Source organism: Paenibacillus zeisoli (assembly GCF_003994465.1).
Classification (GTDB): Bacteria; Bacillota; Bacilli; order Paenibacillales; family Paenibacillaceae; genus Fontibacillus; species Fontibacillus zeisoli.
The window spans coordinates 290,254-316,235 of record NZ_RZNX01000002.1 but is presented as its reverse complement, the minus strand read 5'-3'; the positions used below and the strand labels follow the sequence as shown (position 1 = coordinate 316,235).

Annotated in this window: 21 protein-coding genes; 19 read left to right on the top strand and 2 right to left on the bottom strand. The window is 53.9% G+C overall.

What is annotated here, in order from left to right:
- Window positions 1-27: 27 nt before the first annotated feature.
- A complete protein-coding gene (locus EJP77_RS07455; RefSeq protein WP_127198590.1) occupies window positions 28-1,569 on the bottom strand; it encodes an alpha-amylase in 1,542 nt (513 codons plus the stop codon).
- A gap of 414 nt (window positions 1,570-1,983) precedes the next feature.
- Here EJP77_RS07455 and EJP77_RS20785 point away from each other — a divergent pair, with 414 nt between their 5' ends.
- A complete protein-coding gene (locus EJP77_RS20785; protein ID WP_246021781.1) occupies window positions 1,984-3,015 on the top strand; it encodes an HNH endonuclease in 1,032 nt (343 codons plus the stop codon).
- Window positions 3,016-3,154: 139 nt separating this feature from the next.
- Here the strand turns inward: EJP77_RS20785 and EJP77_RS07445 are convergent, their stop codons facing one another.
- Window positions 3,155-4,102, bottom strand: a complete 948-nt coding sequence (locus EJP77_RS07445) for a GNAT family protein (protein WP_127198589.1) — start codon at window positions 4,100-4,102, stop codon at window positions 3,155-3,157.
- Window positions 4,103-4,372: 270 nt separating this feature from the next.
- Here EJP77_RS07445 and EJP77_RS07440 point away from each other — a divergent pair, with 270 nt between their 5' ends.
- The 18 genes from EJP77_RS07440 (at window position 4,373) to EJP77_RS07355 (ending at window position 25,762) form a co-directional block, all read left to right on the top strand.
- Window positions 4,373-5,752: a glycosyl hydrolase family 28-related protein gene (locus tag EJP77_RS07440; protein ID WP_185897231.1), complete on the top strand. Its 1,380-nt coding sequence runs from the start codon at window positions 4,373-4,375 to the stop codon at window positions 5,750-5,752.
- Window positions 5,753-5,970: 218 nt separating this feature from the next.
- Window positions 5,971-7,023 carry a polysaccharide deacetylase family protein gene (locus EJP77_RS07435; protein WP_127198587.1) on the top strand — a complete coding sequence of 351 codons (1,053 nt, stop codon included), beginning with the start codon at window positions 5,971-5,973 and terminating at the stop codon, window positions 7,021-7,023.
- A 59-nt stretch (window positions 7,024-7,082) separates the two neighbouring features.
- Window positions 7,083-7,718, top strand: a complete 636-nt coding sequence (locus EJP77_RS07430) for a YveK family protein (protein ID WP_185897229.1) — start codon at window positions 7,083-7,085, stop codon at window positions 7,716-7,718.
- Between the two features lie 112 nt (window positions 7,719-7,830).
- Window positions 7,831-8,844 carry a Gfo/Idh/MocA family protein gene (locus EJP77_RS07425; RefSeq protein ID WP_127198585.1) on the top strand — a complete coding sequence of 338 codons (1,014 nt, stop codon included), beginning with the start codon at window positions 7,831-7,833 and terminating at the stop codon, window positions 8,842-8,844.
- A 26-nt stretch (window positions 8,845-8,870) separates the two neighbouring features.
- A complete protein-coding gene (locus EJP77_RS07420) occupies window positions 8,871-10,208 on the top strand; it encodes a nucleotide sugar dehydrogenase (RefSeq protein ID WP_127198584.1) in 1,338 nt (445 codons plus the stop codon).
- A 109-nt stretch (window positions 10,209-10,317) separates the two neighbouring features.
- Window positions 10,318-10,956 (top strand): acyltransferase, encoded by a 639-nt coding sequence (locus EJP77_RS07415; RefSeq protein WP_127198583.1) that lies wholly within the window; start codon window positions 10,318-10,320, stop codon window positions 10,954-10,956.
- 3 nt (window positions 10,957-10,959) lie between these two features.
- A complete protein-coding gene (locus EJP77_RS07410) occupies window positions 10,960-12,084 on the top strand; it encodes a DegT/DnrJ/EryC1/StrS family aminotransferase (protein WP_127198582.1) in 1,125 nt (374 codons plus the stop codon).
- Between the two features lie 6 nt (window positions 12,085-12,090).
- A complete protein-coding gene (locus EJP77_RS07405) occupies window positions 12,091-13,827 on the top strand; it encodes a lipopolysaccharide biosynthesis protein (protein ID WP_127198581.1) in 1,737 nt (578 codons plus the stop codon).
- Window positions 13,828-13,843: 16 nt separating this feature from the next.
- Complete coding sequence (locus EJP77_RS07400) at window positions 13,844-15,256, top strand: polysaccharide deacetylase family protein (RefSeq protein WP_127198580.1); 1,413 nt, start codon at window positions 13,844-13,846, stop codon at window positions 15,254-15,256.
- The gene (locus EJP77_RS07395; protein ID WP_127198579.1) at window positions 15,253-16,830 is read left to right on the top strand and encodes a glycosyltransferase; all 1,578 of its coding nucleotides are present in this window, start codon (window positions 15,253-15,255) and stop codon (window positions 16,828-16,830) included. Before EJP77_RS07400 ends, EJP77_RS07395 begins: the two co-directional genes overlap by 4 nt.
- Window positions 16,827-18,104, top strand: coding sequence for an O-antigen ligase family protein (locus tag EJP77_RS07390; protein WP_127198578.1), 1,278 nt, complete (start codon window positions 16,827-16,829; stop codon window positions 18,102-18,104). Before EJP77_RS07395 ends, EJP77_RS07390 begins: the two co-directional genes overlap by 4 nt.
- Window positions 18,070-19,191: a glycosyltransferase gene (locus tag EJP77_RS07385; protein WP_221886003.1), complete on the top strand. Its 1,122-nt coding sequence runs from the start codon at window positions 18,070-18,072 to the stop codon at window positions 19,189-19,191. The genes EJP77_RS07390 and EJP77_RS07385 overlap by 35 nt, the downstream gene beginning before the upstream one ends.
- Complete coding sequence (locus tag EJP77_RS07380) at window positions 19,157-20,347, top strand: glycosyltransferase family 4 protein (protein ID WP_127198577.1); 1,191 nt, start codon at window positions 19,157-19,159, stop codon at window positions 20,345-20,347. The genes EJP77_RS07385 and EJP77_RS07380 overlap by 35 nt, the downstream gene beginning before the upstream one ends.
- Window positions 20,344-21,774 (top strand): sugar transferase, encoded by a 1,431-nt coding sequence (locus EJP77_RS07375; RefSeq protein WP_127198576.1) that lies wholly within the window; start codon window positions 20,344-20,346, stop codon window positions 21,772-21,774. The genes EJP77_RS07380 and EJP77_RS07375 overlap by 4 nt, the downstream gene beginning before the upstream one ends.
- Window positions 21,775-21,869: 95 nt before the next feature.
- Window positions 21,870-22,895, top strand: coding sequence for an LCP family protein (locus EJP77_RS07370; RefSeq protein ID WP_127198575.1), 1,026 nt, complete (start codon window positions 21,870-21,872; stop codon window positions 22,893-22,895).
- 114 nt (window positions 22,896-23,009) lie between these two features.
- Entirely contained in the window at window positions 23,010-23,939 is a 930-nt protein-coding gene (locus tag EJP77_RS07365; RefSeq protein ID WP_127198574.1) for an NAD-dependent epimerase/dehydratase family protein, read from the top strand.
- Window positions 23,940-24,329: 390 nt separating this feature from the next.
- Window positions 24,330-25,034, top strand: a complete 705-nt coding sequence (locus EJP77_RS07360; protein ID WP_127198573.1) for a Na-translocating system protein MpsC family protein — start codon at window positions 24,330-24,332, stop codon at window positions 25,032-25,034.
- Between the two features lie 200 nt (window positions 25,035-25,234).
- The gene (locus EJP77_RS07355) at window positions 25,235-25,762 is read left to right on the top strand and encodes a hypothetical protein (RefSeq protein ID WP_127198572.1); all 528 of its coding nucleotides are present in this window, start codon (window positions 25,235-25,237) and stop codon (window positions 25,760-25,762) included.
- Window positions 25,763-25,982: the final 220 nt, after the last annotated feature.

Sequence of the window (25,982 nt, the reverse complement as noted above, 5' to 3'; positions counted from 1 at the left end):
ATCAATCAGCTGCCTGGCAGCCATTTCCTAGGCCTGCTCCTCAAGCCCGAAGTGTTCCCCTTCCTGCTGTCCGCAGATGAGATCGGCAGGAATTTCCTCACCCGGTTCAATATCAACGTCAGGCTGCGCCCAGACGGACACGCTGCCTCCGTTAACCGGGAATACGGCAAATCCGTCTTCTTCGATGGTAATCTGCTCTTCACGGTTCCCTGTGAGATCTACCCATACTTCACCGGCCCGATCCTCCCCGACATTCATCCGCTTCTCGCCGTTGTCCCCATTGGAGATCACTACCGCGCAGCCAGAGCGCTCAATCTCCGGAACACCGAGCCGGACCCAGCCGATCGTATTCGGATGATCGAAATAGTCCTCCTGCTCTCCATAGGCCTTGTTGTAACGGGCACAGAGCAGAGGATCAAGCTGATCTTTCTTTCCTTCAATCGGATGCTCACCGCCAATGCCGTAATAATCGCCATAGAACACAACCGGATAACCATCCTTGCGCAGCAGGATCAAGGCGTAGGCGCTTGGCTTGAACCAATCCTCCACCCAGGATTCCAGCGCTTCATTTGGCTGGGAGTCATGGTTATCTACGAAGGTCACGGCATTGAGAGGGTGGGAGCCTACTAGCGTGTCATGGAAAATGGTCGTAAGATCAAATGAATTTCCCGCATGAGACGCCTCGTACAGCTTGTAATGGAGAGAGACGTCGAACAGGTCGATCTTATAATCGACCGTATTCAGGAATTCCTGGCAGGCCTGCAGTTCATCTTTCCAGAACTCCCCGACGATATAGAAGTCTTCTCCGCGCTTCTTCTTCATCGCTGTTGCGAACTCCCGGACAAAATCGTGGTTGATATGCTTAATCGCATCAAGCCGATATCCACCGCACTGCAGCGTATCCACTAGCCACTTGCCCCATTCGAGCATCTCCTGACGTACATCCAGATGGCTGTAATCAATGTTCGCGAACATCAGGTAGTCATAGTTGCCGAATTCATCATCTACATTCTCGGCCCACTGCTTGTTCTCAGCATGGATACGGAAAATGCCGTTACGGCCTTCCTTATTGTCATAATCCGTTCCGTTGAAATGCTTCCAGTTCCATTTGAAAGGAGAGTAAGTATTTCCGCGGCCCGGGAAAGTGAACTTGGTCCAGCCCTCAATCTCGAAAGGCTCGGAGATCTCCTCAGTCCGGTTATTCGGATCGACCTCAATCACTTCAAAGCGCTCGGTCTCATCTGCGCCGGCTTTATGGTTCATAACCAGATCCACATAGACGAGAATTCCATTCTGCTGACAGGTTGCAATGGCCTTAACCAGCTCATCCTTGGTTCCGTATTTGGTGCGCACACTTCCCTTTTGGTCGAATTCACCCAAGTCGTATAGGTCATACACACCGTAGCCGGTATCATTATTTGTAATGGCTTTAGTGACAGGCGGCACCCATACGGCATCAATACCAACAGCCTTGAGTTCAGGGGCGAGCTCTGACAGCCGGTTCCAGTGCTTTCCGTCCGGCTCAACATGCCATTCAAAAAACTGCATAATCGTATGATTTCTTTTCAATTTAGGACTCCTCCTCCATCAGCACAGCCTTGTGTGCTTAAACCTGCATAATTAAGCATTACCCATTCAGCCAAAGGATTTAACCTAGCAAGCTCAAGGAAAGCAAAAGATTTCTGAAAAATTACGAAAATACATAAAAATGCCCCGAAAAGCAGGACGGAGACGGGGTTAACCTGAATGGAAGCTTCAAAAACCTGGATAAGTGGTATAAGTTTAGAGATCCTAATAGTCAATTAAGTCCAGAAGAAGTCCTCTCGCGATAACTCGGTATGCGGCCCCTAGTGGGACACTATCTTCTACACTCTAAAGTATGACGGGCAGCACAAACAGTTCACATCTAATCATGAACATACGAGGTGATGAAAGGGGCGGGATTATAATACTTATCCATCTAATCACGTGGCCCCGTATACAATGACATCAAATGAATCGACTATATATAAGCAGTGTACACATTGTGAGGAAAAGAAGCCGGTTACGGAATTTCTCCGCCGAACCGGCAGGGGGAGCAGACCGGGCGCACGCCGGGGAATGTGCCGCGATTGCCGCCGGAGGCTTAAGGCAGCCTCCTCCCAGGAGGAGAGCACGGCAGCGCCGCAGCGGGAGACTGCTCAGGCGGCGGAGCGGGAGAGTACCCGAGCGGCGGAGCAGGAGCGCGGCCGAGCAGCAGAGCGGGAGCTCGGCCGAGCGGCAGAGCGGGAGAGTGGCCGGGTGGCAGAGCGGAAGAGTGCCCGGGCAACGGAGCAGGAGCGCGCGCAGGCAGCGGTGCATAAGAGTGCCCATGCGGGGAGCCCGGAGCATCCCCCGCATGGGCCTGCTCGAGATGCAGGCGAGCCGCGGAAGCCTGCGACGGAGGCCGAGGCGGGGACCGCCCGGTCGCCGTACGCCGCCGGGCACCCCGCCGCAGGCTCTTCCGGGCCGCTGGCCGCTGCGGCTGCCGGGCCCTCTGCTGCGCTGCAGGCCTCGCACGCAGCGCAGAAGCGGCATAGCGGCAAAGGTCCTTCGAGGCCGGCGTCCGTTTCCCGGCCAGAGTCTAACCGCCAGCCGAAGGCGGCGGATCCCGCGCTGGATCCATCGGATCCATCCCGGCTGCGGCCGAATCATCTGGGCCGGATCCGCATGCGCGGGCGGACCGACCGGGGCAGAGGCTGGCAGCAGGAGATTGATCTGGAATTGGCGGTGATCCTGGTCAGGGAGCGTGCCGCCGTCGTAGTGAACCCGCATACGATCCGGAGGCTTTACACCAGCAAGGGCTTCCGCAGATATATTTTGACCCGGGATCACTATACCTGTTACTTCTGCGGAGAATATGGGGATACGATTGACCACCTGCTTCCTAGAGCCAAGGGAGGCCATACGACACCGGACAATTGTGTCTGCGCGTGTAATATGTGCAACCAGATGAAAGCGGACAAGGATGCAGATGAATTCCTCAAAGGGATCTAGCCGGACATCTGCAGAAGTGCGGAAGGAGAGAACGGATCGGGATTTGCCTTGATCAGCAGATTTCATCCGCTTGTAGGGTGTAAATTAAGAAACTGTGTCTCTCATTCGATGTACGATTACGCAGACAAAGACGCCATCCTTAACCGGATGGCGTCTTTGTCTGCGTGAAGCGGCGCTTAAATCTGCCGAATCTCCACCAGTTCCAAGTGACCCTTAGGACATCCTTGAACACCGGCTTTTTGATCAGGTAATAGGGAACGAGATAGGCTCCCCAGGGTGCCTTGGACTTGGCAACTGAAGGAATGTTGGCACCAGCGAAATCAAAGCCTTTCATGCCAAGGTCCGATAGATCCTGAAGCAGAACACTTTGAAGCAGCTGGACAACGCCTTTGCTTAAATGCTCCACTTTGCTGCCGGCAATCCACCCTTGCGGACGATCCGGGTCAAGCATCAGCACTACGCTTGCGCTGACCGGCTCCCCCTCTCTGGAATAGCATACATAACAGCGAAAGGCCTCTTCCCCAAGTAGTTCCTGGGCCAGCTCCAAATCTTCGAGCGACAGTTGGTGAGAGAATCCTTGTCTAGTCTCCGTACCTATCAGGCATGAATGCACTTCATTCATATTCGTCGTACGTTTGGCATAATAGCCTTCTGAGGCAGCCCTCTTGATCCGGCCGCGGATCTCTCCGCTGGCATTCTCCAGGCGAAAGGGGAATTCCAGATAGTAAGTGTACTTCACCCTTCCCTCGAAGCCCTGCCAGATAAATGGACGTACATCGGTGAACTCAGGCGGCAGGCAGAAGCCGGCGCTTCCCATAGACGCGCGCATCTCAAGAATCATCTGCGCTGCGACTTCATGCCACTGGGAGCTGAGACGGTGCGGTTTGGATGTGGGCGTGGGATGGAACAGAGTGGGATGATATGGGTTAAGAGGGGGGAGGTAGAGCTTCCCCCTCCGGTTGAAGAAGAACAGGCTTTCGCAGCGGCTGTTCGAGCCGGGAGCCTGGAAGCTGCGAATGACCGCACGGCAGCCCCACTTTTGGCGGTTGAATTCTGCCCAGCGTTCCAGCAGCTTCATATCGTACATGTGGTTCCTACTCTCCTATCTTACAGAAATAGTTAAGCTTGTCTTCCCGAATTGCCTATACAAGCATGTATATTCACTCTTCGTCCCTTTATGCTCCTGCCATATTCGGGCTGCTTAGACAGCTGAATTTAGGCTAATACTGATTCTTGATGAACAGGCGGGATGCTAGAATTTAACTATAGAAGACGCATCCGACCCACCTATATTTGCAGCGGCAAACGGTTACAGCCAGAAGATTAGCCAAGCTATTTTGTCATGGAGGGATGCAATGTGAAAAGGTTCTTCAAACAAGTCATGATCGCCATCCTCGCTATGGCGAATTCGGGAGATACGGTTCAACAGGCAACGATTAGCCAGCTCGGCGGTTCCGGCAGTGTGATTAATGTAAGGCAGATAGGAGCCAAAGGGAACGGGCGGGATGATGATACGCCCTATATACAGAAGGCGCTTGACCAGGCTGCCGGGAGAGGGGCCAGTGTATTTTTTCCGAAAGGTACTTATGTGATCGACCCGGCCCGCACGCTGATTATCGGCAGCAGAACCAAGCTGGTTGGGCAGGGCACCGATTCGATAATTAAGGCGTCAGGCAAGAGGTTCGGCTGGGAGCTGATGCGGGTAGCAGGCAGTGATGTAGAGATCAGCAACCTCAGTCTAGACGGGAACTTGCAGGTGAACAGGGTCCTTGTCGTAGGCGGGGGCGTCCAGCGTGTGACCCTAACCGGAGTGACAGCCGCGAATGCCTCACAGAACAGGAATCCGGAGGAAGAGGGCTTCTCGGAAGTGGTAGCCGGGATCGTAGTGTACGGAAATACGAGCCAGATCAAGATTGACAGCTCGGAAGTGAGTAATATCTATGCGATTAATCAGTCGAATGGCACCATGATCGCCCGGGGCATTTATATCACGACGACTTGGGGATCGAATGAGGGAGCCGCCAGACAGGTAACGATCACCAATTCCCATGTTCATCATATCGGTCCAGCTGACGACGGAGACGGCATTTATTATGAGGACCCGGCCATGGATGAGAATAACGGCCAGAATACGGACAGTCTGATCTCCGGGAATCTGCTTGAGTACTGTGCGAAGCGCGGGATGAAGATCTACGCCCAGGGGGTCAAGGTGAGCGGCAACCATATTGTGAATTCTTATTTGAACAACAACTACTATCAGGGAGTCAATCGGGGAGAGCTGGCACCGGATATGTTCTCAGCGATCAGTGTGTACGGAAGCAACAATATCATCTCCTCCAACGTAATTGACGGGATTGGCAGCTTCTATGCGGCGATTGAGGTTAGTGCTACAGAGACCGTGCGCAATACAGTGATTTATGGCAATAAGATTGTTATGGGCAGCAGCAGCACGATTAAAGGGACAACCGCGATCCGCCTGGGTAACATTTATAATTTCACCATCAAGAACAATACGATGGAGAACGGCGAGCGAGGAATATGGACCTGGCAGAATGCGGATTTCGGAGTGATCAAGGACAATACGATAATTATGAAAAATGGCGGGGGCATCGATCTATCTACTTATCTGGACGGATATACCCAGATTAACCTTGCCCTTCGCGGGAATATCATTGAAGCTTCAACCTTTAACATTCAACTGGCTTCAACCAACCGGAATGTTACGGTCAGAACTTGATTCTAAGCTAACTACAGAGCGGTCTTTATGCTGAATCTACTTTTTTGGCATAACGGTCGCTCTATTTGTATATCTATGAAATACAGACCCAGGCTGCGAACGAAGGGTCCAAATGACTGCCTGTAACGGACAAGTGAATGGACCCGTTCTTATTCGAGCAATGCTGCAACTAGCGTACAGGAAAGGATCCATTAAATTAAGGGGGACTTGGTAACACGATGCCTATGAACCAGGGTCAATTCGTTATATCCATGGATTTGGAATTGTACTGGGGGCTTCGGGATATTTGCCCGAGATCTCACTACCTTAAGCACTTTGCCGTAGAAAGAGAGACGATCAAGAAAGTGCTGGGGTTATTTGAGCGCGGCGGCATCCACGCGACCTGGGCAACGGTAGGGCTGATGTTCTTCGAATCCAAGGAGCAGATGCTGCGCGGGATTCCTGCGAAGCTTCCTGTGTATCAGGATGCCAATCTGTCCCCCTACCCGCACCTGGCCAGCGGTGAAGTAGGTGCGGATGAACAGACGGATTCCTCGCACTATGGCCTTTCTTTGATCAAAAGGATTGAAGAGACCCCGTATCAGCGTGTATCCACGCATACGTTCTCCCACTACTACTGCCTGGAAGCAGGACAAGACTCGGCCGAGTTCCAGGCAGACCTGCGGGCTGCAGTCCGGGCCGCGAAGCGTCAGGGCATTCAGCTTGAAAGTATCGTATTCCCGCGCAACCAGGTCAATCCCGACTATCTTAAGCTGTTATGGCCCGAAGGCATTCGTGCTTACCGGGGCAATCCGGAGCATTGGCTGTACAAGAGGGGATACAGCACGGGCGACTCCCTTCTTCGGCGGGCCCTCCGACTTATGGATACCTATCTTAATCTGTCAGGCTTTCATAGTTATACCTTGGCAGAACCGCAGTTGGGGGAACCCATCAATCTGCCGGCCAGTCATTTCCTGCGCTCTTACTCCAGGAAGCTCGCGCTTCTTGAGCCGCTTCGGCTGAGACGGATTCTGAGGGGGATGACCCATGCCGCGAGGAACAACCAAGTCTATCATTTGTGGTGCCATCCCTATAATTTAGTGGATGAACAGGGCCGCAATCTGAAGCTGCTGGAAGAAATTCTTGCCCATTATAAGAAGCTTCAATCGCTGTATGGCATGGAGAGCCGCAATATGGAGGAGCTGAGCGATCAGATCCTCGGCGCTGCGCCGATCCGTGAACCGCAATTTAGGATGAGTCCGGTGGTAAGGACCGGGGAATTGAATGCTTAAAGGTCAGACAGACCGGGAGTCTATTCCATACAGGTATAAAGGTAAAAGGTAGGGTGAGCGTGTTGAATGTACTTTTCCTAATCAAATCGGTCCAAAGGCACTTTATCATAGCAATTCTGACCCTTCTTGTCTGTGTGGGGGGCGCCTATCTGATCAATGTGTTCGTACAGCCGCAGTATCAGGCCTCCGCCAGCTTAATGGCGAATATTGCCCAGGCGAATGAATCGGGCACCTATAATGAGCTTCTGGCAAGCCAGATGCTGACCAAGACCTATGAGGATACGATCCAGAGCCGCAGCGTGGCGGGTGAAGTGAAGAAGAAGCTGTCGCTGAATGAGTCGCCAACCCTGCTGCTGCGGAAGATCAAGGTTCGCACCGATCCCGGTACCCTGGTCATTAATTTGTATGCTACAGACCGTGATCCACAGAGCGCGGTATCGATTGTGAATGCTTTTGCAGATGCTTTCATCAGCAAGTCGAAGGGGATTGTCTCCAGCGCCAAAGTGACGGTGCTCGATTATGCGGATATGGATCAGGCTTCCGAGCCGGTCAGCCCGAAGAAGATGTTCAATCTGGCGCTCGGCATCCTAATCGGCCTATTTGCCGCCTTAAGCCTTTGCCTCCTGCTGGAGAGCCGGCGTCTATCGCGCCGAAGAAGCGGTATGAAGGGCAGCAAGATGGAGAAGTCTGCGTAGCACTTATATAAGTTGAAGTCTGAGAACAACAGCGATTATAGGAACATTTCATACGGCATGTAAATCATTAGTTCAACTTATATAGTTAGAAAATGACATGGAGGGATGACTCATGATTAGGTGTGCCATTGTAGGCTGCGGACATATTGCCCTTAAGCATATGGAGGCTATTCGAGCACTTGAAGGCGCTGAGCTTGTTGCGCTGTGCGATACGGATCCAATCAAGCTCGAATCGCTTCACGCAAGATGCGGCGCTGCCGTATTCACAAGCATGCACGATATGCTGCGGCAGATGCCGGAGATTGATCTGGCTTGTATCTGCACGCCGAGCGGGACCCATGCGAGGCTCGCCGAGACGGCGGCGCGGGCGGGCAAGCATATGGTGATTGAAAAGCCAGTATCGCTGACGCCCCAGGACGGCGAAACGATCCGGGAGGCCGTTCGTCTTAGCGGAGTCAAGGCGGCTGTCGTGCACCCGAATCGTTATCGGCCGGCGATCCGTTATTTGAAATGGGCGCTTGACAGCGGCCTCCTTGGCAAGATCAGCCATGTAAATGCAACCGTCCGCTGGAATCGGTCGCAGGCCTACTATGATCAGGCCGCCTGGCGCGGCACACGAGAGATGGATGGCGGCGTGCTGATGAATCAGGCGATTCACAGTCTGGACCTGCTGCTCTGGCTGTTCGGTCCGGTGACCAAGGTGCAAGCCATGGCAGATACGAGACTGCGCCGAATCGAGACCGAGGACGTAGCGATCGCGACTTTGCGGTTTGGCAGTGGAGTGCTGGGGGTCGTGGAGGCGGCAACGACGGTATATGAGCATAATCTCGAGGAGTCGATCAGTGTGTTCGGCGAGCATGGATATGTGATTATCGGCGGAGCTACAGCGAACTGGATTAAGCAGTGGAAGTGTTCCACCATGACCCAAGGTGAGATCGATATGATCACCCAGCGTGTGGAACTGGATCCTTACGGGGTACCCGGGCATCAGCGCATTATCGAAGATTTGATCCGGGCGATTGAAGAGGACCGGAATCCGGCTGTGACGGTGGACGATGGGATCCGGGCCGTCCGCCTTGTGGATGAGATCATTACGGCCGCTGGCCGGCAGGAGATTCATACCTGATCGAATATGAGGATGGAGGATGTATCATGCTGGGGGATAGGACCAAGCCGCAGGATTACAGCGAGGGATTAATGGAGAAGCTGCTGAGCAGAGCAGCGGTCATCGGGGTGATCGGTCTTGGTTATGTCGGCCTGCCGCTGGCTGTAGAGAAGGCAAAAGCAGGCTACCGCGTAATCGGACTGGATGTGCAGATGAGCAAAATCGATATGGTGAACAGCGGAGTCAACTACATTGGGGACGTAGTTGACGAAGATTTGCGAAGTATTGTCCAACAGGGGCTGCTGCAGGCAACGCCGGATTACTCTTTTCTCCGGGAGGTCGATGCCGTAGCCATCTGTGTCCCTACTCCGCTGGATACCTACCAACAGCCGGATACCAGCTATGTAGAGAATTCCACTCGGGAAATTGCAAGGTACCTTCATCCGGGCATGCTGGTTGTGCTTGAGAGCACCACCTATCCGGGAACGACCGAAGAACTGGTGAGGCCCATCCTGGAGGCAACCGGGCTGAAATGCGGAGAGGATTTCTTCCTCGCTTATTCACCGGAACGGGTAGACCCGGGCAATAGATCGTTCAATACGAAGAATACACCCAAGGTAGTGGGCGGGATCACGGCGGCCTGTTCCAAGGTAGCGCAGACCTTGTATTCCGAAGTGCTGGACGGTCACGTGCATGTCGTCTCCAGCCCCTCTGTCGCAGAGATGGAGAAAATTTACGAGAATACGTTCCGGCACATCAATATTGCTCTGGCGAATGAGATGGCGGTGCTGTGCAGCCGGATGGGCATCAACGTATGGGAAGTGATTGATGCGGCCAAGACGAAGCCCTATGGCTTCATGGCGTTCTATCCAGGGCCGGGACTTGGCGGACACTGCATCCCGATCGACCCGTTCTACCTGACCTGGAAGGCCCGGGAGTATAACTACCATACCCGGCTCATCGAGCTTGCCGGAGAGATCAATAATGCGATGCCCGAGTTCGTCGTGCAGCGAATCAGCGAGATTCTGAACAAGTACAAGAAGCCAGTCAGCGGTTCGCGTGTCTACTTGCTTGGCGTCGCCTACAAGAAGGATATCGATGACTACAGGGAGTCGCCGGTGCTGAAGATGATTGAATTGCTCGAGGAGCGGGGCGCTGAGGTGTGGGTGAGCGATACCCATGTTCAGGCCTTCAGACATCGCGGCCGGGATTATGAATGTGTAGAGCTGACCGCAGAGCGGATGGCGGAGGCAGACATTGCTGTAATCACGACCGATCATTACGGATTTGATTACGGGCTGATTGGCAGCGCGAGTCGGTGCCTGTTCGATACCCGTAACGGGATGCGGGGGATGGAAAAGCCGGAGCATTATTATTTGCTGTAACGGTAAGAAGTCCCAGTAACGAAGTCGGATCTTAGTAACGTAGCTCGGGTCAAAGTAATGAAATTCAGGTCAAAGAAATGGAAGCCTATCCGAAGGAGCCAAGGTACTCATGACTTATTATGCTCATCCCACCGCAGTGATCGACGATGGAGCTATCGTTGGGGGGGACTCGAAGATCTGGCATTTCTCGCACGTATCCTCTACGTCGGTCATTGGGAGCAGGTGCAGCCTGGGACAGAACGTATATATCGGGAGCCATGTCACGATCGGCAGCGGAGTAAAGATCCAGAACAATGTCTCGGTCTATGAGGGCGTCGTACTTGAGGATGACGTCTTCTGCGGTCCCAGCATGGTGTTCACGAATGTACTGACGCCGCGGGCGGCATTTCCCCGCAATACCCGCGAGGATTACCGCAGAACCATCGTGAGGCGCGGGGCTTCAATCGGGGCAAATGCCACGATCGTGTGCGGGGTGACGATCGGGGAGTGGGCGCTGATCGCGGCCGGGGCTGTGGTTCACCGGGATGTCCCGCCGTACGCCCTCTATGCCGGAGTTCCAGCCCGGCGGATTGGCTGGGTGTGCCGGTGCGGAGTGACGCTTCATTTTGCGGAAGAAGGCTCGTCCTCGTCCCCGGCTTGCACAGCCTGCATGTCCTGCGCAGCATCTCCGGTCTGCACGGCCTGCACGTCCTGCGGGCGTGAATATGAATGGAGTCAGAACGAAGTTTATCTAACGAAAGAGGTGTAGAAGATGGAGCAGCCGCCTGTAACCCTAAAGCGAGTCCCGGTCCTGGATCTCGGCCCTGAGATCATGGAGCTGAAGCCCCAACTGCTGCGTTCGATTGAGGACGTATTGGACAAAGGTGCGTTTATTATGGGGGAGAATGTAAAAGAATTTGAGCGGGAAGCCGCCGAGTACCTGGATGTGAAGCATGCGATCGCGCTTAACTCAGGCACTGACGCGCTGGTTCTCGCGCTGCTGACGGCCGGGGTTGGTCCGGGGGATGAGGTTGTTACCACGCCCTTTACGTTCTTCGCAACAGCGGAAGCCATCAGCCACGTAGGCGCCGTTCCCGTCTTCTCTGATGTGGATCCCCTGACCTTCAATCTCGATGTGAATCGGATCGAAGAAGTGATTACCCCGCGAACCAAGGCGATCATTCCTGTTCATCTATTCGGTCAAGTCGTGGATATGGACCCGATTCTAGAGCTGGCTGACCGCTATGGACTCTATGTTGTGGAGGATACCGCGCAGGCCTTTGGAGCGGAGTATAAAGGGAAGAAGGCAGGTACGATCGGGGATTTTGGCTGCTATTCCTTCTTCCCTTCCAAGAACCTGGGGGCTTTTGGGGACGGCGGCATGATTACAACGAACAACACTGTGTTCGCCGAGAGAGTCTCGATGCTTAGAGCCCATGGATCGAAGAAGAAGTACATGAATGAACTGGTCGGCTATAACTCACGCTTGGATGAAATCCAGGCCGCGATTTTGAGGGTGAAGTTCCCTTACATTGAGGAATGGAATGAAGCCCGCAGGAGAGCGGCAGATATATACCGTGAGCTGCTGGGTCAAACTCCGGGTATCCTTCTTCCTGCCGAGGAGTACTATGGAAGGCATGTCTACCACCAGTTCACGATCCGTGTGCTGGGCGGGCGGCGCGATGAGGTTCAGGCGAAGCTTGCGGAGAAGGGGATCAGCTCGGTGATCTATTATCCGATTCCCGTTCATCAGCTGCCGGTCTATCACCATTTGAGAATTAGCCAGCCGATCGCGGAGCTGCTGGCCGGAGAGGTTCTGTCGCTGCCGATCGGTCCGAAGATCGAGGCTTCCGTCCAGCAGATTGTAGCTGAATCTGTGATTGAGGCTCTCCGATAGAATCACATGCGGAATTATTTCAGAAAGTTAGCGCTGGATAAATTTCTGCGCAGTGTCCTTGTGCTTGCCAGCGGCACCTTGATCAGCCAGCTGATCATCCTGGTGACACTGCCGCTAGTAACAAGACTATACACCCCTGCTGAATATGGCACCTATTCCATCTACCTATCTATTATCGGCATTCTGCTGATGCTGGTGTCCTTCTCGTATGAAAGTGCAGTCACGCTGCCGGAAGACGATAAGACAGCCTCCAGTGTTCTGGGCCTGTGCCTTCTGATCTGCAGCGGAGTGAGCGTGGCCAGCGGGGTCGCGATCTTCCTGCTGCAGCAGCCGCTCTCGGTCTGGCTGCAGGACCGTGAACTGCCCCACTACTCTCTGCTGTTTGCCATCAGCCTGTTCTTCGGGGGAAGTTACCAGATCCTGAACTACTGGCTGATTCGCAAAAAGCATTACCGTAAGCTCGCCCGAACCAAATACACGCAGAGTATCGGGCAGGTGTCCTCCCAGATTACCCTCAGCCTGTTCCACTTCGGACCGCTAGGTTTGATTGCCGGGGATATCCTTGGAAGGTTCGGGGGGCTGATTCCCCAGTGGAAGCAGTGGCGCAGTGATATGCGCCAGAACGCTATCCACCTGAAGTGGCCGGACCTGCGGGAAAGCGCCTACCGGTACCGGCGCTTTCCACAGCTGTCGCTCGCATCCAACCTGCTCAACAGCGTCGTCATCTACCTGCCGACCATTTGGCTGGCAACCTTTTACGGCGTTCATGTGGCTGGCTGGTTCGCGCTGGGACAGCGTATTCTGGGCTCACCGATGACGCTCATTATGAGCTCGGTCCGCAATGTATATCTGGCGGAGTCCTCCGAATATATGATCTCAAACCCTGGTCAGATGCGGCCGCTATTCCTCAAGACCGTGCGGCATGTGTTCGTACTGGGGCTGGCTATTATTGCGGTATTCTTCACCATTGGTCCCGCTGCTTTCTCTTTCCTGTTCGGGGATGAGTGGAGGGAGTCCGGGGATTATATCCGTATTCTATCGATTATGTATTTGAGCCAGTTCGTAGCCAATTCGGTTGGGAGCACGATTGATGTCATGGAGCGGCAGGAGCTTCATCTATACCGGGAGATCATCCGCACGCTCATCATTACTTCCGCGCTCGTCCTTGCCCTATACACGAATCAGACGCCGGAGATGGTTATTCTGTTCTTCAGCCTGGCTTCCACACTGGGTTATGTTCTTCATCTGGGATTATCCTGGTTGTCGATTAGGAAATACGAGGGCGGTCGTCCGAGCACAGGTCCGGATCTTCCCGGGGACTCCAGTCTGGAGGCGGAAGAGGGTCAGGCGAACCTCTCATCTTCGTATGCAGAGGTTCAGCCCGAGGTGCTGCAGGAGCTTGAGATCCGTGAGCAAGAGCTCCATAGAGCAAGGCTTCAGTGGCTTCGGGAACAGCGGGAGGCCTGGGACACGAGGCCCCAGGAGAGGCTCACTTATGCGGAGGCAGCCAGGCATATCGTGAGGGCGGCCAGACTGGAGAAAGAGGCCGAGAAGCAGGCTTTGCTGGAAGCGGGATCTGGCGTGGCAGTGGAAGGGTCAGCGGAGGGATCGACGGTAGGCTCAGCGGGAGGGCCAGCTGCGGGTTCGACAGGAGGCCCAATGGGAGGGTCAGCTGCAGGTTCGACAGGAGGCTCAGCGGAGCCAGGCCCCTCCAGTACCCAAAATATAAAGGAACGAGGGTAACGAGATTGCGATGCTAATGCTACGTTCTCCAATAGAGCGCAAGCCGGAAAGGGAGTATATCTACCAGGTTATATTTGAAGAGTTCCTTGGTCTGGATTATTTCGTGTCCTACGAAGAGCGGGAGGATATTGAGATCACCGGAGCCGGAATCGGGGGCTCGGCCGGAGCTCAGCTGATTATCGCCGATGTGCTTCTTCGAACGGAAGATGCAGAGTGGCTGGAGCCGGCTTCGATGCCGAAGCTGCCCCTGGATGAAGCGGTAATTCCCGGATTCGGCGCCGTTCCTGTATTGTACGGCAGGCCCAACCGAAAGGGGACTTTTATCCATACGGATGGAGACAAAATTACGTGCGGGATCGACCTGTTCGGCGCTTGCCTTTTCATGCTTGCCAGGTACGAGGAGCTGGTGGTTACAGAACGGGACCAGCATGACCGCTTCACGGCTTACAGCTCGGTGGCTTATCAGGCTGGATTTCTGGATCGTCCGATTGTCAACGAGTACGTCGAGATCCTTTACGCCTGCCTCCACCGGCTGTGGCCGGAGCTGAGAAGGAAGAACCGTGAGTTCAGGAGGCTCATCAGTCATGATGTAGACGCGCCATTCTTCGTATACGGGCGCAGTTTCCTCAGTGTAGCGAAGGAAAGTGCTGGAGATGTGCTCCGGCGTTTTGATACAGAATCGGCTCTGAAAAAGGCGGGTATGCTCCGCCGGGGTCTTCGTGATTTAAGCGCAGATCCTTTTAACACATTTGAGTCGCTCATGGATCTTAGCGAACGGCACGGAATCCGCAGCAGTTTCTATTTCATTACTCAGGAGACTGAACCGGGGATGGATGGCAATTACCAGATGGCCGACCCGAATATTCGCAGCCTGCTGAGACAAATTCATGCACGCGGGCACGAGATCGGGCTGCATCCGGCTTATCAGACCTATTTGAATCCGGAGCGAATTCGCAGACAGTATGACATCCTGCGGAGTACGGCCGAGGAATGCGGAATCTCCCAGCAGGTGTGGGGCGGCAGACAGCACTACCTCAGATGGCGGGCTCCGGATACCTGGCAGCACTGGGAGGATGCGGGTCTGCACTATGACAGCACCCTGATTTATGCCGATCTAGCTGGATTCCGGTGCGGGGTATGTTATGAATTTCCCGTGTTCAATCTGCGGACCCGGCAGCCGCTTCAGCTTCGTGAACGTCCGCTGATCGTCATGGATCAGACGATTGTACATCAGAGCTATATGGGCCTGACCGGGGAAAAGGCGCTGCGGACCATTCTTCACTACTACAAGCAGTGTGCCAAATACCAGGGGGACTTCACGCTTTTGTGGCATAACAGCCAGCTTATGAGGTCCTCTGACAGGGAACTTTACCAGGCATGTCTTGAGAAGCTCAGCATCCACAATCCGAAGAAGGTGAGTGTCCAGTGAGAATCGCATACTTAGTCCATTGGAATGAAGGTCCCCGCAGCGGCGTATTCAAAAAGGTAGCCGGCCAGATCTCGGAGTGGACGCGGCTTGGCCACCGGGTGGCGCTCTTCCTGTTCACAAGCGGAACCGGGGAGGAGTGGGGTCGTGAGCTCGGCGGTGTAGAAGTGGTTGTCCAATCCTATCAAGGAGGCTTGTCCCGTCTGCTGGATTTCCGAAAGCTGGCCCAGCGGGTCCGGCAGTGGGGGCCGGATGTACTGTATCATCGTTTCGACCATTATTATTACTCTCTTCCAGCACTTCTCAGGAAATTCTCCTCGGTACTTGAGATCAACAGCAACGATCTGACGGAAATGAGGATGGACAAGGATCTGCGCTATCATTTTCACCGGCTGACCCGTGCCCGGGTGCTGAAAGCAGCAGCGGGGACTGTATTCGTAAGCAGGGAGCTGTCCGAAGTGCCGGAGTTCAGCCGCTATACGCAGATCAGCACAATTATTGGCAATGGCATTAATCTGGATGATTTTCTGGTGAGCAAAAGCCTTGCCAGCGCGCCCCCAGCGCCTGCAGCGGTCTCTGCACAGACCGCTGCTGATGGCCTATCCAGGAGGGATGGCGGGTATGGGGAGGCTCCCGCCATTGGCGCAGCTGAAGCACCCGCCTCTAGTGCAACCGAGACCCTTGCCTTCAGCGCGTCCGAGGCACACGCTTCGGGTGCAACTGTGGCTCCCGCCTCTGGTGCACCCGGGCCTGCAGGAGTCATGGCCGGCCTGCTGGTTCTTGATGAGCCCGGGCCGTCCGGGCGGGAACCCACGCGGGAGCTTCAGGAGTCTGCGCAGCTCGGGCATCAGGAACGCGAGCGGCCCTACGAGCCTCATCAGCCCGAGCAATTCCAGCCTGTGCCACAGCCTAATGATTCTGATCTGACTCATCATCCCGAGCAATCCCAGCATCTGCAACAGTTTCATCAGATGCCTCACCCTAACCAGCCTCCGGCCCGGCAGCTAGGCGACCCGTCTGTACAACAAAGCCCGGCAGCCGCCGATGCTGTGCAGCTTGTCTTCATCGGCTCCCCAGGCCAAGCCTGGCATGGTGTCGATGCGATTGCTGAGCTCGCAAAGGCTAGACCGCAGTGGAGCTTCGACCTCATCGGGGTCGATGCGTCAGGGCTGCCTGCGCCTGTGCCCGTGAACATGACTTTCCACGGCAGACTCGCCCGCAAGGATTACCAGCCGCTGCTGGAACGGGCGGACCTTGCGATCGGTACGCTTGCGCTCTACCGGAAGCAGATGAAGGAGGCTTCGCCGCTGAAAGTCAGGGAGTACATGGCGAACGGCCTGCCTGTAATTACAGCTTATGAGGAGACGGACTTCCCGGAGCCGGTGCCGTTCATACTCCAGCTGCCCAATAGTCCCGGCAATGTAAGGGACGGTCTTGCACAGATCGATGCTTTCGCCAGCGCTTGGCGGAGGAGAAAGGTTCCAAGGAAGGCAATCAGCCACCTGGATACCCGGGTGAAGGAGTCGCAGAGGCTCAGTTATATGAAGCTGATCAGGGAAAAAGGTGAACGATCGTGAACGTCCAGCTCATTCTGATTATCCTGCTGATCTTCGTGATTCTGGTCTTCGGCGTGCAGTGCATTCTTCAGCTAGGGCTTAAGCTTGATGCGGGTTATGTGCTCGGCTTCAGCATTTTTTTCGATGCAATCGGTTATTTCTACAAGCAGTACATTCCAATTAACTCCCTGATCCTCCTGGTGGGTGCTCCCCTTCTTCTCGTGCTTATTGCTCTATTCCAACAACCCGCAATTCTCAAGGAAATGTTCAGCAATGAAGGCCTATGGCTGTGGGTTCTATTCTTCGGCTACTGCACCGTGTCCTTTGCCTGGGCCTCGATGAACTCCAGCGGCCTATCCAAGGAACTTCTGCTGATGACCAGGGCGGTTATTCCCGGCTTGTACACCTATATCGTCTACAAAAGACACGGCAAGCTCTCCTGGACCGTAGTTGCCATGTTCGGGCTTGCCTATGCGGCGACCCATCTCCTGTTCGGCGAATACAATCCGGAGTATCCCGGAAGATTAACGCTTCCCGGGGATAATCCGATCTTCAATGCCCGAATCTCGCTCATGGCGGCCGCGGTCGCCATCTGGGGGAGGAACATCCCTTGGCTGATTAGGCTGGCCACGCTCGGGACGGCCCTGACCTCTGCGTTCGCTACGCAGTCGAGGGGGCCGGTTGCCTCTTTTGTCGCTGCGAACCTGCTCATCTTGGCTTACTTCTTGTATAAAAAGTACAAGAGCGGGGAGTTCCGCAAGCTGAAGCGGTACACCGCTGTAATCGCAGGAGCAGCTCTGCTGGCTGTCAGCGCTGCGGGCCTCTATGCGGATCAGCTGGGGCAGCTCGTGGGCAGCAGTCGGTTCACGGTGCTGTTCAGCCAGAGTCAGCTGAAGGGGGATGATAATTTTCTCGGACGCATGGATTTGCAGATTAAGGCATTTGAGGTTTTTCAGGATCATCCCTTCTTCGGTTCGGGTCTTGGAGGCAATACCCCGCCTGTTCAGGATGAGTTCCCGCACAATGTCATTATAGAGATGGCCAGTGAGCTGGGCATTGCCGGGCTGTTCATGTGGGGAGTGGCCTATCTGTTCTCGTTATGGTCGGCGAGAAGCCATCCGGTGCTGATGGTGCTGCTGCTTCAGTCGCTCGGCTGTGCCCTGCTCAGCGGTGACTTTGGCTATAACTACGAATATATGCTGATCGCATTTGTGTCCCTAGTATTCGTGCCCGCGAGGCAGAGGGAGGAGACAGGACGAAGTGAAGAGGGTGCTTTATCTTATTACAGGGTTTGATTATGCCGGCGCTGAGAGCCAGCTCGTACACATGTGCAGATCGCTTAGGAGCAAGGGATACCTGGTTCAGCTGATCAGCATGGTGCGGCCTGTGGCCTATCTGGATGAACTGGCTGAGATGGGCGTCAAGGTCAACTCCTTGAACATGCGAAAAGGGATCCCCGACCTCAGAGCAATCTTCCGTCTGCGGAGACTCATTCGCTCCTTCCAGCCTGACGTGGTTCACAGTCATATGGTCCATGCCAACCTACTGGCCCGGGTAACCCGCTTATTCGTGCCGATGAAGCTGCTGATCTGTACCGCGCACAGCATTAATGAGGGGGGACGGCTGCGCAATCTGCTGTACCGACTGACGGATCCGCTCTGCGATCTGATGACCCATGTCAGCCAGGAGGCGGTAGACCGGTATATCCAAATTAAAGCCGCCCCCCGCCGCAAAATTACCTTTATCCCGAACGGCATCAATCTGGAGCATTTCAACAGGTCCGGGCAGGAGCGGCTGCTTCTGCGCCGCGAGATGAATCTGGAAGGCAAGTTCGTCTGGCTGGCCTTGGGCCGACTGGTCCCGGAGAAAGATTACGAGACAATGCTCCGTGCCTTCGCGGAGGCGCTTCGGACTTACCCGGATAGCCATCTCCTGATCGCCGGCATCGGCCCGGAGCGTTCCCGGCTTGAAGAGCTGTGCCGGACGCTTCAGCTGGAACAGTCCGTGCTGTTCCTTGGCATGCGCACAGACGTGACCCGCCTGATGAGTGCGGCAGATGGCTACTTGATGTCCTCGAAGTGGGAGGGCCTGCCGATGGTTCTGCTGGAGGCCTCTGCGAGCGGGCTGCCGATTGTGGCCACGGATGTCGGCGGGAATAAGGAAGTGGTCCATGACGGCGTCAGCGGTTATCTTGCTGAAGCATCCGATCCAGGCCAGCTGGCCGAGTGCATGATCAAGGTGATAACCAAGCCCCAAGAGATTCGGTCACAAATGGGCCGTGCCGGAAGGGAATATGTTAGCGGCCATTTTAATATAAATACGATTGTTGAACGATGGGAGAACCTTTATGGGCAAGAGGCAAGCAAGTCAACAAGTTCCTAGAAAAGCTGCTTATGTGGCAACGGTGTATTCCCACTTGGCTGCGTTTCACCTCCCTTTCATGGAGGATCTCCGGCATGAGGGCTTTGAAGTCCACGCCTATGGAAGCCCTGATCCCAGACGGGAGAAGGTCAGTAGTGGGGGCTTTGAATGCAGGGATATTCCTTTCAGCCGCAGGCCTCTGTCCTGGGGCAATGTGCGGGCCCTATTCCAGATGATCAGATGGCTCCGCAGAGAGAAATATGATCTCATCCATGTGCATACGCCGAATGCCAGCCTGATCACCCGGATTGCGGCCTGTCTGGCAGGCTGCCGGAGAGTGGTATACACCGCCCACGGGTTTCATTTCCATACCGGGGCCTCCAGGCTTGCCTGGCTGATCTATTACCCGCTGGAACGGTTCATGTCCAGATTCACAGACAGCCTGATTACGATTAACCAGGAGGATTACGACCGGGCTAGCAGCTTCCCCGTGCGTGGACAGCTCATCTACCTGCCTGGCGTCGGTGTGGATGTGAATGAGTTAAGCCCGAATCCGGATGTGAATTCGGAGGAGCTAAGGCGCGGGCTGGGCATCAGCAGCGCAGCGCTAATTGTACTCTGTGTCGCCGAACTGAACCGGAACAAGAATCAACAGCAGCTTATTCATGCCGTACATAGGCTTGCTGAGCGGGGGGTGCCTGCCAATTTGCTGCTTGCGGGCGTGGGGACCGAGGAAGAAAGCCTCATCAAGCTGTGTCAACAGCTTGGAGTAGAGGAACAGGTGAAGTTCCTTGGCTACCGCCAGGATATTCAGGAGCTGATGCAGGCGGCCGATGTGCTTGCTCTGGTGTCCAGACGGGAGGGCCTTCCCAAGGTGCTGCTGGAGGGACTTGCGGCTGAGAAGCCGATCCTCGCAACGGACGTGCGCGGCAGCAGAGACCTTGTCATTCACGGAGATAACGGTTATGTAATCCCGGTTGATGACGCCGAGGCGGCCGCCGCCGCATTGCAGGAGTTGTATGAGGACCCGCAGCTTCGATGGCGAATGGGGGAGCGCAGCGGAAAGATGGCTTCAAGGTATGATTTGAAGCTGATCCGCTCCATGATGAGAGAGATGTATGGCGGACTTTTGGCAGAAGATAGAACCAGGGAGAGAGGGGCTGCGCATTCCAGATGATCAGGCTGTTTCGCTTCAAGGGCATGAAAGTATTCATAATGCTGCTGGACTGCTTCATTGTCTATGCCAGCTACCTGCTGGCTTACAAGCTCATATTTGGCGGAGACATTCCTCAGCCCGAATGGAGCTCTTTTCTCGATTATGCCCCCTGGCTCGGTCTGTTTACCGTAGTGCCTTATTATATGTTCTACTTGTACGACTTCGCAGGGCGCCAGAAACCCGCAGCCTATCTGTATAACCTCGTGCTTGCTCATCTTGTCTTTGTTGCCGAACTTATTGTGCTGAATTATTGGCTGAAGACCTTCAGCCTGCCCCGCAGTGTGGTGATTATTGCTTTCTTCACCCAGCTTATCCTTACTTTTGGCCTGCGTCTGCTCATCTTCTTCATTCAGTCCAGGGGTATGGGTCGCAAAAGAGCCATGGTCGTGGTAAGCCGGGAGCATTCGGATATCCTCCTTCTGGAGCAAATGCTTACCAAGGGCAGCGCCTGGCTCGATATTCAATACGTCATCGCCATGGGTGAGGGCGAAGATGCGCCGCCAGGCAGCATGTGGGAAGACATTGATGCAGCCCTCCTCGCTCACGCTCTGCCTGCAGAGACCAAATCATCCCTAATTCGTACGGCCGGGACCCGGCAGATCGAGGTGCTGCTAATTCCGGACTTTTACGAGCTGTCGCTCTTCAATGCCGAACCTCAGCAGCTTGATGATCTCATGGTCTACTCCATCATGCCGCCACATCTCACCCTGCTCGAGCGCATCATGAAGCGGTCTATCGACCTCTTCATCTCGTCACTACTGCTGCTGGCCGCCTCGCCGGTGATGCTGCTCATGTTCATCCTCATTCCGGTGACCTCGAAGGGTCGAGCGCTGTTCGTTCAGGAACGGATAGGGCTCCATGAGAAGCCCTTTCATCTGCTCAAATTTCGAAGCATGATCGACAATGCGGAGCAGAGTACGGGGCCGGTCCTTGCCGGGGACGGGGATGCCAGAATCACGAGGCTGGGCCACTTCATCCGGGCCACCCGGATCGATGAGCTGCCGCAGCTGATCAATGTCCTCAAAGGCGATATGAGCCTGGTCGGCCCCCGCCCCGAACGCGCCTTCTTCATCTCGGCCTTCAAATTGGAGCTGCCGCATTATACGTACCGGCTTATGGTGAAGCCGGGTCTGACAGGTCTTGCCCAGGTCAAGGCGAACTATACGACCTCCCCTGAGGATAAGCTCCGCTATGACCTGCTGTATATCAAGAACTATTCCCCGCTGCTCGACCTGCGCATTCTGTTCCAGACCATTATGGTGGTCCTGAAGCGGGAGCAGTCCCGGGGAGTCCGGGCGGAGACGAATGCTCCGGGGCTTGGCCTGGAGCAAATGCTGAACACTGCGGCTGCTGAGCTGCCAGCCGCGTCCAAACAGCTTCATGGTTAAGGTGAGAACCACCATGGACCCATGGACGGGGCAAGGTGGCAGGCTGGCTGCCGATAATACCGCTGCTGAATAGGCTAAGGAGGTGAGGGCAGTAGATGAGAAAACGCAGAGTATACATGCTGATAGCCGGGTTCCTGCTCTGCACGGCCCTTGGGGGCTATGCCTTCTACTGGTCCCTTCAGCCCGCGCATCATTTCCGTTCTTCCGAGATTCCCGTGCTGGCTGCTCCCGACTCGGGTGCGGGAGCAGGAGCAGGTAGCCGGAGCACGGAACCTTCTGGCACCGGGTCACTGGCAGCAGCGGCCTCTGCGGGCCCTTCCCAGATGAAGGAGAAGAGCAGGTCCGGCCTGGAGCAGACGAATCTTACTATTCTGATTCTGGGCATTGATGCCAGGGGAAGTGAGGATTCCCGGACCGATGTGATGATGCTGGCCAGGGTTAACGTTGACGAGGGAAAAGTTAGTCTTGTCTCAATTCCGCGGGATACCCGGGTTCAGCTTCCGGGCGTGGGATATACGAAGATTAATCATGCCCATCTGCTCGGAGAGCTTCATGGCGGCGGCAATCATGGAGGGACGAAGGCCTCCCTTCAGGCTGTCAGCAACTTGTGCAGCTGCTCAATCAATTATTACGTGAAGACCAACTTCGAAGGGTTCGAGCATTTCATTGATACGTTGGGCGGGCTCGATGTCACGCTTCCTGCCCCGGTGAAGCTAACCTATGCTCACCTGACACTGCCCGCAGGCGAGCAGCGGCTGAATGGGGACTTGACGCTGAAGCTGGTACAGGAGCGCCATTCGCTTGCGGAAGGCGACCAGGGGCGTCAGCAGAATCAGGCCCTGGTGTTGAAGAGCGTTCTGCGGACCCTGCTGCAGCCGGCGAATCTTGCGAATCTTCCAGCTCTCATCAAGCAGGTGAGAGAGGATATTGTAGATACGAATCTGAGCGACAGCGATATGATAAGCTTATCCCTGCTGGCCAAAGAGATGAAGATGGAAGATATGAAATACTATCAAATTCCGGGACATAGTGACAAGTTCTACGATCCATTGGTCAAGAAGGACCTGTATTACTGGATACCTGATTTAACGCAGATGAAAGAAATATATGATATGAAATAAAAGTCATATTTTCACTGCCGTCTTCATACATTGAATCGACTCACATGGATGAGATATCGTCAGGTACCGTTCATTCCATGTTCATGTACTTATAAGAATGGGAGAGTAGATTCAATGAAGATCGCAGTAACTGGCGGCGCCGGGTTTATTGGTAAGCATACGGTTGAGGCATTGCTGGAACAGAACCACCAGGTTGTGGTTATCGATTATTTGGAGGACGGGACGAAGTCATACTTTGATGAGAGAGTTACTTTGTATCAGATGGATATCGGCTCGGCGAAGCTTTCGCAGATCTTCAGCACGGAGCGGCCGGATGCGGTTATTCATTTGGCTGGTCAGATCAGTGTGCAGCGCTCTCTGAATCATCCCTACCTCGATGCACAGCACAATATTCTGGGTACGGTCAATGTGCTGAGACAGTGTGTGGATTATCATGTCCGCAAAATCGTCTTCTCTTCTACGGCAGCCGTCTACGGCAATCCGCTCTGCCTCCCGATTCAGGAGGATCATGAGGTAGATCCCCTCTCCTTCTACGGACTCTCCAAGCTGACTTCGGAGAAGTATATTGAATTCTTTTCCAAGCAATACGGTCTCGATTACACCATTCTAAGATATGCCAACGTGTATGGACCCGGGCAGACGGTGAAGGGAGAAGGAGCGGTGGTTGCTTCCTTTGTGAATCGGATGCTTGCGGGCGAGCGCCCTACAATCTACGGGGATGGGCAGCATTCCAGAGATTTCGTATTTGTGCGAGATGTGGCTTCAGCCAATGCAGCCGCCCTTTGGCGAGGCTCCAGAGAAGTGATGAATATCAGCAGCGGGAAGCCGCTGACGATTCAGGAATTGTTCGATATCCTCCGGGATCTCAGCGACTTACATACAGTACCGGACTATCAGGCGGCCAGAGAGGGAGATATAGTTCACAGTCTGCTGAGTAATCATAAGGCTAGAACGCTGCTGAATTGGGAACCCGTTCATACTATCGTAGATGGTCTGAAGATGACCCTGAATGAATACTCACTTCACCAAGCGGCGGCACGCTAGCAATAGTTAGACTAAAATAATTCTAGTGGTAACTTTCTAAGTCCGTCATATAATAGACGTTTTAATTCTGAGGAAGAATGTGCTATTATAGTTGGGACTGCGTGTATATGTTAGTGATAGTTGCAGGCTAACCCCAATGCTCGCAGTTTACTGGATTGACGGATCATGTCTCATCAGCAGAATGTGAACTTTATATTGTCAGGTAAATGAATGAATCTATCTTAGGATAAAAGTCAATTTCATGGCCTAACCTCTCTATGAACAGGGATGTTAGGCCTTTTTATGTTTTGCTAAGGGAGGGATAGAATGACTCGCTGCAGCATTTAAGTACGAAAGCCCGTAATTCAGCATAGGCTTGGCTGGCCGCAGCTGTAGGCGAGTCTGTTGTTAATGGATCACATACAATCTCAGCAGCTATATCAGCTAATCGCAAGTTTTACAGGAAAAGTATTCAGAGAGCACTTCGGTAAAGGACCTGAATCCGTTGTCGTCTCGATCAGCCATAAGTTCACTACGATTTACTTGAGAAACTTCCTGATCAATTCAGAGCGTGTATTGCTGGAACAGAATCATGAATCTATTATCCGTCAAATCAGAGACCAGATTATGCAGCGGGTTGTCCCCGAGATTACAAGCTATCTCAAGCTCGTGCTCGGCTTAGAGCCGGAGAAGCTTTATTATGATTGGGATTTTGGCAGCAAGAACGGAATGCTGGTTGCTATTTTTCCAGAAGTCATAGGCGTTACCGAACCCCAACCGAAGGATTATCCTGGGAAATCAGAGACCGAACGAGAATTGATGCGGATCAGCGGGCGTGTGCAGAAGGAGCCGCTGGAGGTTTCCTCCTACGAGATTAATCCGAGAACGCTGCTCATCTTGCGTAGAGGGGTCCTCGGTGAGCTGGAGAAGGAATTGATCCGACTGAATTGTGGAGAGCTTCTGAGGGATGTGAAGAGGCGGCTCGAAAAGGGCTACATAACAGGCAGTAGTCAGATGAGCAGTGCCCTGGGCCGGACAATCGCCGATTGCTTCATGGAATGGGATGATGAGCTGGATCAAAGCATTACCGTTATACTTACAAATTCGCCGCGCTAGGGCTATAGCGCGGTTGTTTTATTTAGTCGTGTGGGTGACCTGCATTTATGACAAATCAGGCGTTTCTCTGTAACGATATTGTGATCTATTTCCAGAAATGGACATATATAATTAAAGGAGAAATCACCGATCAGGCGTTTGAAGCGCGTTAAATTGGTTATTGAATGATATACCATTATATAAACAGGCAGGGATGCATTGTGAAAAGATCATTAGCAATAATTGTTACCTTATTCAGCTTAGCCGTATTTACCGTATTTAGTACGTCAAGTGTAGCCTCAGCAACAGGAACAGCAGCCAAGAATGCAGCCAAGACGCAGACGAGAACCGTATACATTAAGCAAATGAAAAGTGTGGATGGCAAGGTGCGCATTACCGTGGACCCGATTGGCTGGTATATGGGCAAGGACGCGGATGTAAAGTTCAAGGAGCGTGAGCCCCAAGCCTATAAAGAGATCGGGGGAGCACCCGACGGCTACTACATTACCAATGACAGCAAGCGCACGGTCAGTTACTCGGTAGCAGCGAATGCCAAGGTCATGATGCAGATTTATGATCGCACTGGCAAGATGGAGGACATCGACATCAAATGGAATGAGCATGTAACGCTTAAGAAATTCCAGTCGATCTACCGCAATTCCAAGCTGATGGACGTACGGTCCTTCCCTTATCACATCACGATTAAGGATGGTCAAGTAATCAAGATCGTGCAGCAGTTTGTCCCTTAAGAAAGCGAATATGAGATTAACAATTTCAGGGCTATCCCATAAGTCATTAAAAGATGACGATGGGATAGCCCTTTGTTGTAATCTAGGTAAACGATACACTGCGCATTCGAATGTTCTCGGTTTTTGTCCTCAGAGTCCAGTTAGCGCTCGATCCGCTCCGATCAGAACGTTGCTCCCATCGCTTATTGTGTTCGGATATCCTGATGATGGGCCAGCGGAA

Bases quoted from the DNA above. Each gene is read 5' to 3' on its own strand.
- EJP77_RS07405 (WP_127198581.1), top strand. From the start codon at position 12,091: ATGCGGAATTATTTCAGAAAGTTAGCGCTGGATAAATTTCTGCGCAGT.
- EJP77_RS07415 (WP_127198583.1), top strand. From the start codon at position 10,318: ATGACTTATTATGCTCATCCCACCGCAGTGATCGACGATGGAGCTATC.
- EJP77_RS07445 (WP_127198589.1), bottom strand. From the start codon at position 4,102: ATGTACGATATGAAGCTGCTGGAACGCTGGGCAGAATTCAACCGCCAA.
- EJP77_RS07425 (WP_127198585.1), top strand. From the start codon at position 7,831: ATGATTAGGTGTGCCATTGTAGGCTGCGGACATATTGCCCTTAAGCAT.
- EJP77_RS07435 (WP_127198587.1), top strand. From the start codon at position 5,971: ATGCCTATGAACCAGGGTCAATTCGTTATATCCATGGATTTGGAATTG.
- EJP77_RS07360 (WP_127198573.1), top strand. From the start codon at position 24,330: ATGGATCACATACAATCTCAGCAGCTATATCAGCTAATCGCAAGTTTT.
- EJP77_RS07365 (WP_127198574.1), top strand. From the start codon at position 23,010: ATGAAGATCGCAGTAACTGGCGGCGCCGGGTTTATTGGTAAGCATACG.
- EJP77_RS07370 (WP_127198575.1), top strand. From the start codon at position 21,870: ATGAGAAAACGCAGAGTATACATGCTGATAGCCGGGTTCCTGCTCTGC.
- EJP77_RS07375 (WP_127198576.1), top strand. From the start codon at position 20,344: ATGATCAGGCTGTTTCGCTTCAAGGGCATGAAAGTATTCATAATGCTG.
- EJP77_RS07400 (WP_127198580.1), top strand. From the start codon at position 13,844: ATGCTACGTTCTCCAATAGAGCGCAAGCCGGAAAGGGAGTATATCTAC.
- EJP77_RS20785 (WP_246021781.1), top strand. From the start codon at position 1,984: ATGACATCAAATGAATCGACTATATATAAGCAGTGTACACATTGTGAG.
- EJP77_RS07420 (WP_127198584.1), top strand. From the start codon at position 8,871: ATGCTGGGGGATAGGACCAAGCCGCAGGATTACAGCGAGGGATTAATG.
- EJP77_RS07410 (WP_127198582.1), top strand. From the start codon at position 10,960: ATGGAGCAGCCGCCTGTAACCCTAAAGCGAGTCCCGGTCCTGGATCTC.
- EJP77_RS07380 (WP_127198577.1), top strand. From the start codon at position 19,157: ATGGGCAAGAGGCAAGCAAGTCAACAAGTTCCTAGAAAAGCTGCTTAT.